The sequence below is a fragment of the Paractinoplanes atraurantiacus genome (genome assembly GCF_900215205.1).
Lineage (GTDB): Bacteria > Actinomycetota > Actinomycetes > Mycobacteriales > Micromonosporaceae > Actinoplanes > Actinoplanes atraurantiacus.
On record NZ_OBDY01000006.1, the window covers coordinates 203,088 to 215,969 of the forward strand.

9 protein-coding genes are annotated in these 12,882 nt (G+C 70.3%); 4 read left to right on the forward strand and 5 right to left on the reverse strand.

What is annotated here, in order from left to right:
• The first annotated feature begins 39 nt into the window (after positions 1-39).
• Together gabT and CRP55_RS16820 are read left to right on the forward strand one after the other, a co-directional pair.
• The gene (gabT, locus tag CRP55_RS16815) at positions 40-1,302 is read left to right on the forward strand and encodes a 4-aminobutyrate--2-oxoglutarate transaminase (RefSeq protein ID WP_097321000.1); all 1,263 of its coding nucleotides are present in this window, start codon (positions 40-42) and stop codon (positions 1,300-1,302) included.
• A gap of 10 nt (positions 1,303-1,312) precedes the next feature.
• Positions 1,313-2,695, forward strand: a complete 1,383-nt coding sequence (locus tag CRP55_RS16820; protein ID WP_097321001.1) for an aspartate aminotransferase family protein — start codon at positions 1,313-1,315, stop codon at positions 2,693-2,695.
• Positions 2,696-2,717: 22 nt separating this feature from the next.
• Here the strand turns inward: CRP55_RS16820 and CRP55_RS16825 are convergent, their stop codons facing one another.
• From CRP55_RS16825 to CRP55_RS52145, 3 genes are all read right to left on the reverse strand, one after another.
• Complete coding sequence (locus CRP55_RS16825; protein ID WP_097321002.1) at positions 2,718-3,107, reverse strand: hypothetical protein; 390 nt, start codon at positions 3,105-3,107, stop codon at positions 2,718-2,720.
• A gap of 63 nt (positions 3,108-3,170) precedes the next feature.
• Positions 3,171-4,355, reverse strand: coding sequence for a low temperature requirement protein A (locus tag CRP55_RS16830; protein ID WP_218854557.1), 1,185 nt, complete (start codon positions 4,353-4,355; stop codon positions 3,171-3,173).
• 50 nt (positions 4,356-4,405) lie between these two features.
• On the reverse strand, positions 4,406-6,352 hold the full coding sequence (locus CRP55_RS52145) for a lysylphosphatidylglycerol synthase transmembrane domain-containing protein (protein WP_218854560.1): 1,947 nt from the start codon (positions 6,350-6,352) through the stop codon (positions 4,406-4,408).
• A 120-nt stretch (positions 6,353-6,472) separates the two neighbouring features.
• On the opposite strand from CRP55_RS52145, the gene CRP55_RS53075 reads away from it, so the two are divergent.
• Positions 6,473-6,637 carry a hypothetical protein gene (locus CRP55_RS53075; protein WP_179855216.1) on the forward strand — a complete coding sequence of 55 codons (165 nt, stop codon included), beginning with the start codon at positions 6,473-6,475 and terminating at the stop codon, positions 6,635-6,637.
• Between the two features lie 30 nt (positions 6,638-6,667).
• Here the strand turns inward: CRP55_RS53075 and CRP55_RS16840 are convergent, their stop codons facing one another.
• The gene (locus tag CRP55_RS16840; RefSeq protein ID WP_097321005.1) at positions 6,668-8,146 is read right to left on the reverse strand and encodes a glutamate-cysteine ligase family protein; all 1,479 of its coding nucleotides are present in this window, start codon (positions 8,144-8,146) and stop codon (positions 6,668-6,670) included.
• Between the two features lie 205 nt (positions 8,147-8,351).
• Here CRP55_RS16840 and CRP55_RS16845 point away from each other — a divergent pair, with 205 nt between their 5' ends.
• The gene (locus CRP55_RS16845) at positions 8,352-9,659 is read left to right on the forward strand and encodes an SGNH/GDSL hydrolase family protein (protein ID WP_101536198.1); all 1,308 of its coding nucleotides are present in this window, start codon (positions 8,352-8,354) and stop codon (positions 9,657-9,659) included.
• 7 nt (positions 9,660-9,666) lie between these two features.
• On the opposite strand, the gene CRP55_RS16850 is transcribed toward CRP55_RS16845, so the two are convergent.
• Positions 9,667-10,188, reverse strand: a complete 522-nt coding sequence (locus CRP55_RS16850; RefSeq protein ID WP_097321007.1) for a hypothetical protein — start codon at positions 10,186-10,188, stop codon at positions 9,667-9,669.
• Positions 10,189-12,882 lie beyond the last annotated feature (2,694 nt).

Below are 12,882 nucleotides of genomic sequence, written 5' to 3' on the forward strand. Positions count from 1 at the left end.
GTGAAATGATCCAGGCCTTAAGCCTGAAGGAGTTGAGTCATGCCTAGCTCGGCCGACCTGCACCGGCGCCGGAGCGCGGTGGTCGCGCGCGGGGTCAGCAGCATGATCCCGTCGTATGTCGACACCGCCGCGGGCGGCACCCTGACCGACGTCGAGGGCCGCGAGTGGATCGACTTCGCCGCGGGCATCGCCGTCACCAATGTGGGCAACTCCGCGCCCAAGGTGGTCGAGGCGGTCAAGCGCCAGGCCGAGCGCTTCACCCACACGTGCTTCATGATCGCGCCGTACGAGCAGTACGTCGCGGTCTGCGAGGAGCTCGACGCGCTGACGCCGGGCACCTTCGAGAAGCGGTCGGCGCTGTTCAACTCCGGGGCCGAGGCCGTCGAGAACGCGGTGAAGATCGCCCGGCACGCCACGGGGCGGCAGGCGGTCGTCGTGTTCGATCACGCCTACCACGGGCGGACGAACCTGACGATGGCGCTCACGGCGAAGGTCATGCCGTACAAGCAAGGGTTTGGTCCTTTCGCCGGTGAGATCTACCGGGTCCAGATGTCGTACCCGTTCCGCGACGGCCGTGACGGTGCCGCGGCCGCCGCGTACGCCATCGGCCAGATCGAGAAGACCGTGGGCGCGGTGAACGTCGCCGCCGTGCTGATCGAGCCCATCCAGGGTGAGGGCGGCTTCGTCGTACCGGCCGAAGGGTTTCTGCCGGCGCTGGCCGACTGGAGCAAGCAGAACGGGGCCGTCTTCATCGCCGACGAGATCCAGACCGGGTTCTGCCGCACCGGGTCGTGGTTCGCCAGCGAACACGAGGGTGTCGTGCCCGACCTGATCACCACGGCCAAGGGCATCGCCGGCGGGCTGCCGCTGGCCGCGGTCACCGGCCGCGCCGAGATCATGGACGCCGTGCACCCCGGGGGCCTCGGGGGGACGTACGGCGGAAATCCGATCGCCTGCGCCGCCGCCCTCGCCTCGATCGAGACCATGCGCGAGCTCGACCTGGCCGCCGCCGCCCGGCACATCGAGGCCGTCGCCCGGCCCCGCCTCGAAGCGCTCGCGGCCAAGCATCCGGTGATCGGCGAGATCCGGGGTCGCGGCGCGATGCTCGCGCTGGAGTTGATCAAGGAAAATAAAGATCCCGACCCGGTTACCACCGCGGCCGTGCAGAAGAAGGCCCACGAGCTGGGCCTCCTGCTCCTGACCTGCGGCACGTACGGCAACGTCATCCGGCTTCTGCCGCCCCTGATCATTTCCGACGACGAGCTCGACCGCGGCCTCACCCTGCTCGAGCAGAGCTTTTAAGGAGCACCCCTTGACCGACCTTCAGTCACCCGACTACGAGAAGCTGGCCGGCGACGCCAAAGACCACCTGTGGATGCACTTCACGCGGCTGTCGAGCTACAAGAAGGCCGACATCCCGATGATCGTGCGCGGCGACGGCTGCTACGTCTGGGACTCCACCGGCCGCAAATACCTCGACGGCCTGTCCGCCCTGTTCGTCGTGCAGACCGGCCACGGCCGTCAGGAGCTGGCCGAGGCCGCCGCCAAGCAGGCCGGCGAGCTGGCCTACTTCCCGATCTGGTCGTACGCGCACCCCAAGGCCGTCGAGCTGGCCGACCGCATCGCCGACCTCACCCCGGGCGACCTCAACCGGGTCTTCTTCACCACCGGCGGCTCCGAGGCGGTCGAGTCGGCGTGGAAGCTCGCCCGCTCGTACTTCAAGCGGACCGGCAAGCCCACCAAGACCAAGGTCCTGTCGCGCTCGATCGCGTACCACGGCACCTCGATGGGCGCCCTGTCGATCACCGGCATCCCGGCTCTCAAGCAGGACTTCGAGCCGCTCGTGCCGTCGACCTTCCGGGTGCCGAACACCAACTACTACCGTCGTCCCGACGAGAGCATGACGCCGGAGCAGTTCGGCGTCTGGGCCGCCGACCGCATCGCCGAGGCGATCGAGTTCGAGGGTCCCGACACGGTGGCCGCGGTCTTCCTCGAGCCGGTGCAGAACGCCGGCGGCTGTTTCCCGCCGCCGCCCGGATACTTCCAGCGGGTCCGCGAGATCTGCGACCGCTACGACGTGCTGCTCGTCTCCGACGACGTCATCTGCGGCTTCGGCCGCCTCGGCGAGTACTTCGGCGGCAACAAGTACGGCTACACGCCCGACATCATCACCGTGGCCAAGGGCCTGACCAGCGGCTACGTCCCGATGGGGGCGATGATCGCGTCCGATCGCCTGGCCGAGCCGTTCCTCGAGGGCACCAACTGGTTCGCCCACGGCATCACCTACGGCGGTCACCCGGTCGCCTCGGCCGTGGCCCTGGCCAACCTCGACATCATGGAGCGGGAGGACCTCAACGGTCACGTCCGGGAGAACAGCGATCTGTTCCGGTCGTACCTCGAGCGTCTGACCGATCTCCCGATCGTCGGCGACGTCCGCGGCGACGGCTACTTCTTCGGCCTCGAGCTGGTCAAGGACAAGGCCACCAAGGAAACCTTCAACGAGGAGGAGTCGGAGCGCCTGCTGCGCGGCTTCCTCTCACACGCGCTGTTCGACGCGGGCCTCTACTGCCGCGCCGACGACCGGGGCGACCCGGTGATCCAGCTCGCCCCGCCGCTGATCGCCGGCGAGGCGCAGTTCCAGGAGATCGAGCAGATTCTGCGCTCCGTACTGACCGAGGCGTCGAACCAGCTCTGAGCTCCGGCGGACGGCCACCCCTCTATGGGGCAGGGGTGGCCGTCTCTCCGCCCGGTTCACCACCCGGCTCCCCGTTCGGATCCGTGAACGTCGGTCCCGGGTTTTCGGCCGGCGCCGAGGTGGGCGTTTCGGTGGGCGGATCCGACGGCGGCGCCGCCGTCTCCGACGGCGACACGATGATCTGAGGTTCTTCGGTCACGGTTTTCGGTTGTACGCCGTCACGCGCGACCGGCGTGGTCCGGCGTGGCCGGGGAACCGGCTTCACCTCGCTGCGATCCGGGTCGGGCCGTCGGCCGATGTCGACGTGTAGACCGCCGTCGTCCGGCTGATAAGTGATCCCGTAATAGTCACGGCCGAGGGCCAGCAACGCGATGATGACCCCGACGACGCCGATGAACGATCCGAAGCGCAATCCGCCCGCCTTGACTTGTGCCGAGACTGCTGTGCGCGGATCAACGAGCGAAGCCGGCCCCGGTTATGTCTCCGTGGTGCGCAGGGCGCCCCGCCGCTGCTCGTAGATGCCGGCCAGAACCGTCGCGACCAGGATGAGGGTCACCGCTCCGACCGCCAGCACCGGCTTGAGCGACTCGAAGAAGCCGAGCGCGGCGACCGCCGGGATGACCGCCGCCGGCCACGGCCACGCCGAGCGCAGCCGGCCCGAGGTCCCCATCATCACGACGGCGACGCCGACCAGGAAAAGAGCCACGCCGCCGTGCAGCGCCCACCGGCCGGCACTGTCGAGCTCGCCGGCCGGATGCACGACGAACTGCTCGATGCCGACCGCCGCGATCGCCAGACCGACGATCAAAGGCAGATGACCATAGATGTACGCGTCGACGACCCCACTCTCCTCGTCCTCGTCGCTGTCCTCGATCAGCTCCCGTTTGCCGGCGGCGCCACCGAGGTCGAAGTAGACCCACCACAGGGCGGCCACCGCGCAGAAGGCGACAGCGGCGGCCACCACCGACGAACCCGACCAGTGAGCGTCGTGCACGCCGGTGGCGAGCGAGGCGATCGACTCGCCGAGCACGAGGATCACGAACAGGCCGAACCGTTCCGGCATGTGATCGAGGTGCAGGGGCACGTCGTCGCCGAGACGGGTGGCGACCAGCGGAGCGGCGGCCTCGATCAGGATGCCGGCGGCCCACAGCACGTACCGCGGCGTGCCCTCGAGCGGGATGGACGCGGCCCACAGGACGGCGGCGACGCCGCCGCCGGTGAGGTAGATGCCGATCGTGCGCCGCGCGTCGGGGACGTGGCGGTAGGCACGGGCGTACAGCAGAAGGAGAATGACCCGCGTCGCGAGATAGCAGGCCGCGAATCGGGCGCCGTCGGGGCCGCTGGCACCCTGCGCCGAGGCGGCCATGCCGACGACGGCGCCGGTCATGGCCAGCTTGGCGATCCGGTAGATCACGTCATTGGTGTCGAACCGGTTGGCGTACAGCGTGGTGGTCACCCACGACCACCAGGTCACGACCAGCAGCCCGGCGAAGGTGACGGCGCCACCGAAGTCGAGGTGGCCGGCGAACGAATGGGCGAGCTCGGCCACGACAAGCACATAGGCGAGGTCGAAGAACAGCTCGAGCCGGGTGGCGTGCCGCTCCTCCTCGGTGCGCAGCCGGGGCGGCTCGATCAGGGGGGCTTGACGGTCGTTGCTCATCGACCGGTGCATTTCCCTGAGCGACGCGATTCTACGCGTGGATCAGGCCCCTAGAGGCAGGGAAGCAGGCAGACGCCGGGTTCCGCTTCCGCGGTCGGCCGCATGCTCGGGGGAAGTGCGGCCTTCGCGCCATTTGCCCGGCGCGGACGCGGCAGCCCGGCCGTGGGGGCGTTCCCTTCGGGCGAGACTCCCACGCCGGCCCACGCCTCGGCGGCAAGCGACGCGCTGATTTTGGCGGCGTCCCCCTCAGCCGTGAGCGACGCGGCGGCCTTGGCGGCGTTGGTTTCGGTCGTGAGCGACGCGGTGGCCCTGGCGACGTTGGTTTCGGTCGTCAGCGACGCTATGGCCTTGGCGGCGTTGGTCTCGGTTGTGAGCGACGCGGTGGCCCTGGCCGCGTTGGTTTCGGTTGTGAGCGACGCGGTGACCCTGGCCGCGTTGGTTTCCGGTGTCAGCGAGGCGTTGGCTTTGGCGGCGTTCCCCTTCGGCGAGGCCGCGAGTCGCCGGCTGGAGGCGGGCGGCATGTTGGCGGCCGGGGGCCTAGCCGAGTCGTCGCTGTTCTTCGCCCGCTTCCGCGCATGCGGGATGAGGGCCATGGCCGCCGCGGTGGGAAAGAGCGCGAGGGCGGCCGGGGTGAGCGCGGGCTCCGTGGCGGCCGGGGTGAGCGCAGGGTCTGCGGCGGCCGGGGTGAGCGCAGGGTCTATGGCAGCCGGGGTGAGTGCCGGGTCTACGGCTGCCGGAAGCAGCGGGGACCGTGCGGTCGCTGGGGCCGAAGCGAACGTGAGGGCCGGAGCGGAGGCAAGGGTGGGAACTGCAGCGACGGCGGGAGCTGTGGAGATGGCGGGAACGGTGAGCGCCGGCGCGGCTGTGAGGGGGAGCGCTGCCGCGAGGGTGGGAGCGGCGGTGAGGGCGGGGATTGCTGTGGGCGGGGTGAGGACCAGCGGGGAGGGCTGGTGGGTGGTGGTGTGGCGGATGTGGAGCCAGGAGAGCCAGCCCAGGCCGATGATGAAGCCGAAGCTGATGATGCGGTAAAGGACTACGGTGGCTACCGCGGCGGGGGTGGTGACGCCGCCGGCCATCAGGCCGAGGATCAGGGCGCTGTCGATGATGCCCAGGCCGCCGGGGACGATTGTGATGGTGCCGGCGGCCATGGCGGCGCAGAAGGCCAGCAGGACCGCGGTCAGGCCGGCCGGCTGTTCGCCGACGGCGCGGAAGCACAGCCAGAGGCAGATGGCGTCGAGGAACCAGTTCGCCACGGCCAGGATGGCGGCGGCCGCGCCGTGTGCGGGGCGCAGGCGGGCGGCGCGCAACTGCTGGAGGAAGTCGCGGATGCTGTCCTGGCCGTGCTCGGCGGGGCGGTGACGCAGGCGGTTGACGGCGGCCAGCGGGGTGCGGATCAGGGCCTCGGCCGACTCGGGGCGCTTGGCCACGCGGCGGGCGCCCAGGATCAGCACGATCGTCGCCACGAGCAGGGCGGCCAGGTGGGTCCAGTCGGCGCCGCCGCCGGCGGCCAGGGCGCTGCCGACGGTGACCGCGGCCAAGGCGACGGAGGAGAGGATGCCGCTGAGGGCGATGGTCCACGAAGCGATCGCGGGGCTGGCGCCGAAGCGGCGCATCTGCTGATAGTTGAGCCGCGTCGAGAAGGCGGCGCCGCCGGGCAGCGTCTCGTTGAGGGAGTGGGCCGCGTAGGTGAGCCGGATGTTGTCGAGCCGGGAGGCGCGCACACCGGCCGACCGGAGGAGACGGCCCTGCATCCGGGCGTAGGCGCCCATCGCCGCCACCTCGGCCAGGGTGGCCAGGACCAGCCAGCCGACGTGCGGTGTCCGCAGCTGGCGGAAGGCGCCGGCCAGCGACGACCAGCCCAGCACGAGCTCGACCGTGAACAGGGCCAGCACCGCGACGACGCCGGTGATCCGCAGCCGACGCCCCCAGCGGCTGCGCGCGACCGGCGGATCGTCCTCCGCCGCGGTCTCGGCGGACCGCTCCACTGCTTGTGTCACCGCTGGCTCCTGGCGTACCCGTACTGATGCCTCGCACAAGGATCCGCCAAAGATTGCCTGTCACGCAAGTTTTCTCACTGAGAAGCCAATCACGTACCCCTGCGATAGGGGTGAACGCCGATGATCGACTCCGGCATGCCCGCACGTGAGCAGCGTCGCAGGCCACAACCGCCGTGCGCGGCGGTTGTGGCCGCTATGACGCCCGATGTCCAGATCCGGCGCGAAGCGAACATGAAGAAATGTCAAGAGTTCGCTGAAACAAGAGACATGTCCGACTTCGGCTGAAGAAGATCGGTCTGTGGTGCCCGGAAGGGCTCAGGACGGGTATGGCCACTCGTGGACCGGGAGGTTCTCGTGCATCAGCGGAAGGTATCGCCGCAGCATTTCGTGCAGCGCTTCCTGGCGGTCGTTGCCGTCGGCCTCCAAGGCGTGCAAGGTCTGCACCTGCCAGGCGGCGCCGTTGCGGTGAGTGAGGCAGCGCTGCTCGACGATGCCGAGCAACCGGTCGCGCTCGGAGACCGAGACGCCCCACTTCTCGAGACCCTGATGAGCCATCGGCAGGAGCCGCCGCAGGACGAGCTCGGTCACCTGGATGTAGCCGAGGCCCGGCCAGAACACGCTGGCGTCGATGCCGTGCCGGGCGCAGGTGTGGAAGTTCTCCTCGGCCGCGCTGAAGCTCATCTGCGTCCACAGTGGGCGCTCGGCCTCGGCCAGCGTGCGGATCAGGCCGTAGTAGAAGGCCGCGTTGGCCATCGTGTCGACAACGGTCGGGCCGGCCGGCAGCACCCTGTTCTCCACGCGCAGGTGCGGGCGGCCCTTCACCACGGCGTAGATGGGCCGGTTCCACCGGTAGATGGTGCCGTTGTGCAGCCGCAGCTCGGACAGCTCGGGGATCTCGCCGCGCTCGAGGATCTCCGACGGGTCGGCCTCGTCGCAGATCGGCAGCAGCGCCGGGAAGTAGCGCACGTTCTCCTCGAACAGGTCGAACACGCTGGTGATCCATCGCTCGCCGAACCACACCCGCGGCCGTACACCCTGTGCTCTTATCTCCTCCGACCTGGTGTCGGTGGCCTGCTCGAACAGCGGGATGCGTGTCTCACGCCACAACTCGCGGCCGAACAGCAGTGGCGCGTTGGCGCCCAGCGCGACCTGCACGCCGGCGATGACCTGAGCCGCGTTCCAGTACGCGGCGAACTGCGCCGGGCTGACCTGAAGGTGGAACTGGGTGCTCGTGCAGGCGGACTCGGGCGCGATGGTGTCGGTGGTGACGGCGAGCCGGTCGACGCCGTCGATGCGGATGTCGAGGTCCTCGCCGCGGGCCGCGAAGATCTGCTCATTGAGCACTTTGTACCGAGGATTGGCCGACAGCGCCTCGAGCGTCATGTGCTCGCGCCGCAGCGTCGGCAGGATGCCGATCATCACCGTGTGCGCGCCGACCTTGCGGGCGTGCGACTCGGCGTTGTTGAGACTGGCCCGCAGGCTGCGCTCGAGATCGACGTTCTCGTCGCCGGCCAGCCGGCGGGGCGGGACGTTTATCTCGATGTTGAACTGGCCCAGCTCGGTCTGGAAATCCGGATCGGCGATGGCACCGAGCACCTCGGAGTTGCGCATGGCGGGATCGGCCTGCTCGTCGATGAGGTTGAGCTCGATCTCCATGCCGGTGAGCGGCCGCTCGAACTCGAACCGCGACTCGCGCAACATCGCGGCGAACACGTCCAGACTGCGCCGGATCTTGTGCCTGTACTTGGCGCGGTCCTCACGGGTGAAGTTGGTCTGCTCGACTTCCTCGCCCATGGCACACCACCTTTCTGGACGAACTTCAAACTCCCACACGCTCGGCGTGTCGCGCCAGACGACACCAAAGCATGAGATCGCACAGGGTGTCCCTTCCATCTTCGTCGATGTGATGAAGGTTGACGCCGGGGGACGACACCGCAGCGGTACCCTGCTGTACCGGATTTCATCCGGACGAGACCCTGGGGAGGGCTACAGCGTGCGAATGCGGCGCTTGCTGATCGGCGTCGTGGCGACTTCTGTCCTGTCCACGATTCTCACCGTCACCTATGTAGCCCTCGGCCCTCTGCGCGTGACGCCGCCCGCGCCGCAGGCCGCGCCCGCCGCCGCCGCCCCGGCCGGACCGGAGTGGTCCACGGCCTGGGCGGCCGCGCCCTCGTCCGGCTTCCGCAACGGCCCGGCCGGCCACACGGTCCGCAACGTGGTGCACGCGACGGTCGGCGGCCCCAAGGTCCGGGTCCGGCTCACCAACCGCTTCGGCACCGCCCCGCTCGTCTTCGGCCACGTCACGGTCGCGATCTCGGCCCACGCCGGCGGCCGCCGCGACGGCTCGGTCGACGCGAGCGACGGCAGCGCCGCCCCCGGCACCGTGCGCGACGTCCTGTTCAACGGCATCAAGTGGGTTTCGGTTCCGGCCGGCGCCGACGTTCTCAGCGACCCGGTCGCGCTCGAGGTGCCGGCCGACACCGACCTGCTGGTCAGCGTCTGGACCCCGGTGCGGGCGCCGATGGCGACCTGGCACGTCGACGGGCGCCAGCTGTCGTTCGTGAGCCCGAGCGCGGCCGACGCGGCGGCCGACCCGACGAGCACGCCGTTCACGTCGCGGACCACGGCCTGGTTCTTCCTCACCGGGGTCGACGTGACCGGCGCGGCGGGCACGATCGTCGCCTTCGGCGACTCGATCACCGACGGCTCGGCCACCGCCCGCGGCAGCAACCACCGCTGGCCCGACCTGCTGGCGGCGCGGCTGGCGGCCGGCCCCGAGCCGGACTACGGCGTGGCCAACCTGGGCATCGGGGGCAACCGCCTGCTGCTGGACGCCGAATATCCGTACACCAAAATCGATTCGAAGGCCGGGCACTCGGGGCAGAGCCGATTCGCCGACGACGTGCTGGAGCAGTCCGGCGCGCGCACGGTCATCATCCTGTTCGGCATCAACGACATCATGCAGCAGCCGCGGCAGGGCGACCCGGCCCAGATCCGGGCCGGCCTGGCCCATCTGGCGGCGCGCTCGAAGGCGCAGGGTCTGAAGGTCGTCGTCGGCACGCTGACGCCGTTCCAGGGCTGGGGCCCGTGGTCGCCGGCCCTCGACCAGGTGCGCAACCAGGTCAACGACTGGATCCGGGCGGGCGGTGGTGGCGCCTTCGACGCGGTGGCCGACTTCGACCAGGCGGTCCGCGACCCGGCCGATCCGCGCAAGCTGCGGGCGGTCTTCGACGGTGGCGACCACCTGCACCCCAACGACGCCGGCATGCAGGCGATGGCCAACGCCATCCCGCTCGACAAGCTCTGACGGGGTTTTATACGACCGCGAGGGCGATGAGGGCGGCGACCAGGGCCACGCCGAGGACGGCCTGAAGGAGCAGGGCCGGGCCCAGATGCGACCACATGGTGGGGATGCGCGGGGTCAGGGGTTGCATCGTGGTGAGGTTGATGACCTGCATCAGGCGTACGGGAAGAGTCTGGTCCTTCTGAGGCGCCGTGGTGAGCTGGACCAGATCGCCGCGGTGCAGCGCCGACTGTGGTAGCTGCCCGTGCATCTCGACCTCGTAGATCTGGCCCAGGTCGTCGCGGATCCGCACCGGCGTGACGAGGAACTCGGGGCCCTTCTTGAGCTCCTTGAAGCTGCGCCGGGGCCCGCGCATCCGCAGCAGAGAGCCGATCATCTGGGTGATGCTCGCCGCCACGAAGATCGCCATCAGGGCGGATCGCCCGATCTTGATCTGACGGGTGTACGAGGCCTGGAAGCCGGCGAACCGGCCGGTGATGACGGGGCTGACGTGCCGGAGGATCTGCTCGCGGTGCAGCTCGACGTCGTCCATGGGGGATCACCTCCTGAGAAGTCTTCACATAGTACGGAGAGCGACTAGATCCACACCGTGAGTGAATATGTTCGCGGGCCTTTCCGCTGGAAAATTCGGCTCGTTCGCCCCGCCCGTCCCCGATCTGCGGAAAATCGCGCGAATCGCCACCTTCCGGCGGTGAACTGTTCTCAGGTTCGCCGAGGCGCGATGGGGGCGGAAGACAGTGGCATCGACGAAGGCGTTCGTGAACCCGGACAGCGTCCTCGCGCGCACGGCCAAGGAAGTGGTGAAGGCCCACTCGGGCGACTCGGAGGCGATCGTGTGCCCGTCGTGCGGCGAGCGGTTGCCGTGCGCGGCGGCCCAGGCGGCGGCCGAGGTCCTGCAGGCGGCGGGCCTGGCCGAGGCGTCGGGTCTGGTGGCGGCGTCCCGGCAAGGGCTCGGGTCGTCGGCCTACTTCGGCTATTCGCCGCCCTACTACGCGGCTCACGCCTCGGCGAGGGATCAGACGCCGGCGCCGCCGAAGCCGCCTACGTACGACGCGCAGGTGCCGCAGACCTACGGCACGCCCTCGGACGTGGAGCGGCCCGCATTTGGTGCGCCTACCGATTTGGAGAGGCCCGCGTTCGGCTCGCCCATCAGTCTTTCGCCTGCCTTCGGGTCGCCTACGGACCTCGACTCGCCCGCCTTCGGCTCTTTCTCTGCGCCCGACGAAGGCGCCCATCGGCTGGCCTCTCCCGCCGCGCCCGGGCCCGCGGCGCTTGGCCCGGCCGTGTGGGAGCCTTCCGCGGTCTCCGAGGGGCGCCCGGCCACTGCCCGAAGCTGGTCCGCGGATCCGGCGGGCGAGCCGACGGCCGGATCCGGCTTCGCGAGCGGATCGCCGGCGAAGCCAGTGGACCTTTCCTTCGAAGCGCCGTCCCAAGGCAGCTCCGGCCTCACCGTGCCTGAGAGGACTGCGGACCCGTCGGATCTCAGCCGTCATGGGGAGAGCGCGTCCGGGCCCTCGCTGGGAACTTCGTGGGCCACCGAACCCGGAATCCACTTGGAGAACCCGTGGGCGGCCGGTGGCAGCGCCCCGACCGAACGCGAGGCGCCGGCGCAGGAGGAGCGCCCGGCCGGCAACGCTTGGCCCGCTGACCCGCAACCCGCCGCAGCCGCGGAATGGCCTCAAGGCGCTGAGGGCTCACGCGAGGATCCGCCGTTCCCGAACGGCCTCGCCTCCCCATCGGAGCTTCAGTCCCCATCAGAATTGTTGGGGACCTCGGGTTCAGCGGTATCTCTGGGTCCGGCGGGATCGCCGGTACAGCCGGGTGGGGTGGGGCCGTCGGGTCTGGAACACCGATCGGAGCCGTCGAATGAGGCTGGGCCCTCGGGCCTGGCGGGATCGTCGGCTTTGGCGGGGCCTTCGGGTCTGGCGGAATCCTCGGGAACGTCGGCTGTGGCCGGGCCATCGGGCCTCACGGGAATTTCGAGTTCCTCGGGGACGGCGGAGCGGTCAGGGCCGTCGGGGCAGGCCGGACTCGCGGAGCCATCCGGCCTGGCGGATTCGTCGGGCGGTCTTACGGGCATTCCTTCAGGTGGAATGGAAAATTCTGTTCCGCAGGTGGGTGTGAGTCAGTCGCAAGGCGATCAAGCGGGGAGTTCGGTTCCGCTCGAAGCCGATGGCGAGGCCGGGCGGGGGTGGGGAGCGGCGGGTTCCGCTCGGCCCGTTGCCGAGCGGGCGGTGCCTGCGCCTCCGCTTCCGCCTGACTGGCGGCAGAACCGGCCGTTGGATGCTCCGCGCTTCACCCCTTCTGCGCGGCCGCGGCCGGCCGCGACCTACGGGCAGCCCGCGCCGGCCGGTGGCGGTGGCATGCCGGGGTCGCCTGCCGGGCGTCCGGTGCCGGAGCGGGCTCCGACCGCCGAGGACCGTCCGCCGCAGCCCCTGACGCCACCGCCGTTCGAACCTCCGGTTGCCGCGCAGCGCTTCGATCCGCCCGCCGACACGGCCGCCTTCGATCCGTCCGCTGCTAATCCACCCGCTGCGCCGGCTGCCCTCGATCCGTCCGCGGCGCCGGCTGCTACTAAGCCACCGGCTGCATTCGACCCGGCCTCCGCGCCGGCTGCCCTCAACCCGGCCGCTGCGCCGGCTGCCTTCGGGCCGTCTGCTACACCTGCGTTCGGGCCGCCTGCTACACCCGCTCCCTTCGAATCCCCTGCCACACCGGCTGCCTTCGGGTCCTCTGCTGGCGCGGCTGCCCTCGGGCCGTCTGCCGCTGCCGCTCCTGCCGCCTTTGGGTCGCCGGCTGGGACGGGGCCGGGGCCGGTGGGTCGGTCTTTTGCCGCGCCGGAATCTCATGGCGGCTCTTCCCTTCCGTCGGGCAATGGACCTCAGGGGGCGGCCGATCGGCCGTACGGGCCGGGTGAGCTGAAGCCCACGACGCCGGGTGGCGCGGGGGAAGTGGGGCATGGGCAGCTGTCCCCGGTTGGGGGGCTGGGGGAGCAGCAACGTTCTCAGATCGGTGAGCTTGGGCAGCTGCACTCTTCTCAGGCTGGCGGGTTGGGGCAATCCTTGGGCGGGCCGCAGGCGTTGGAGCCGAGCGGGCTCGGGCGGCCGGAGTCGGCTCGACCTGGTGAGGTGGGGCGGACGGAGGCCGCGGGTGCGTTCGGGCCGGGGTCGGGGGAGGAGCCCAGCGGGCTGCCTCGTGCCGGGTCTTTCGGGGCGGGGGCCGGTCA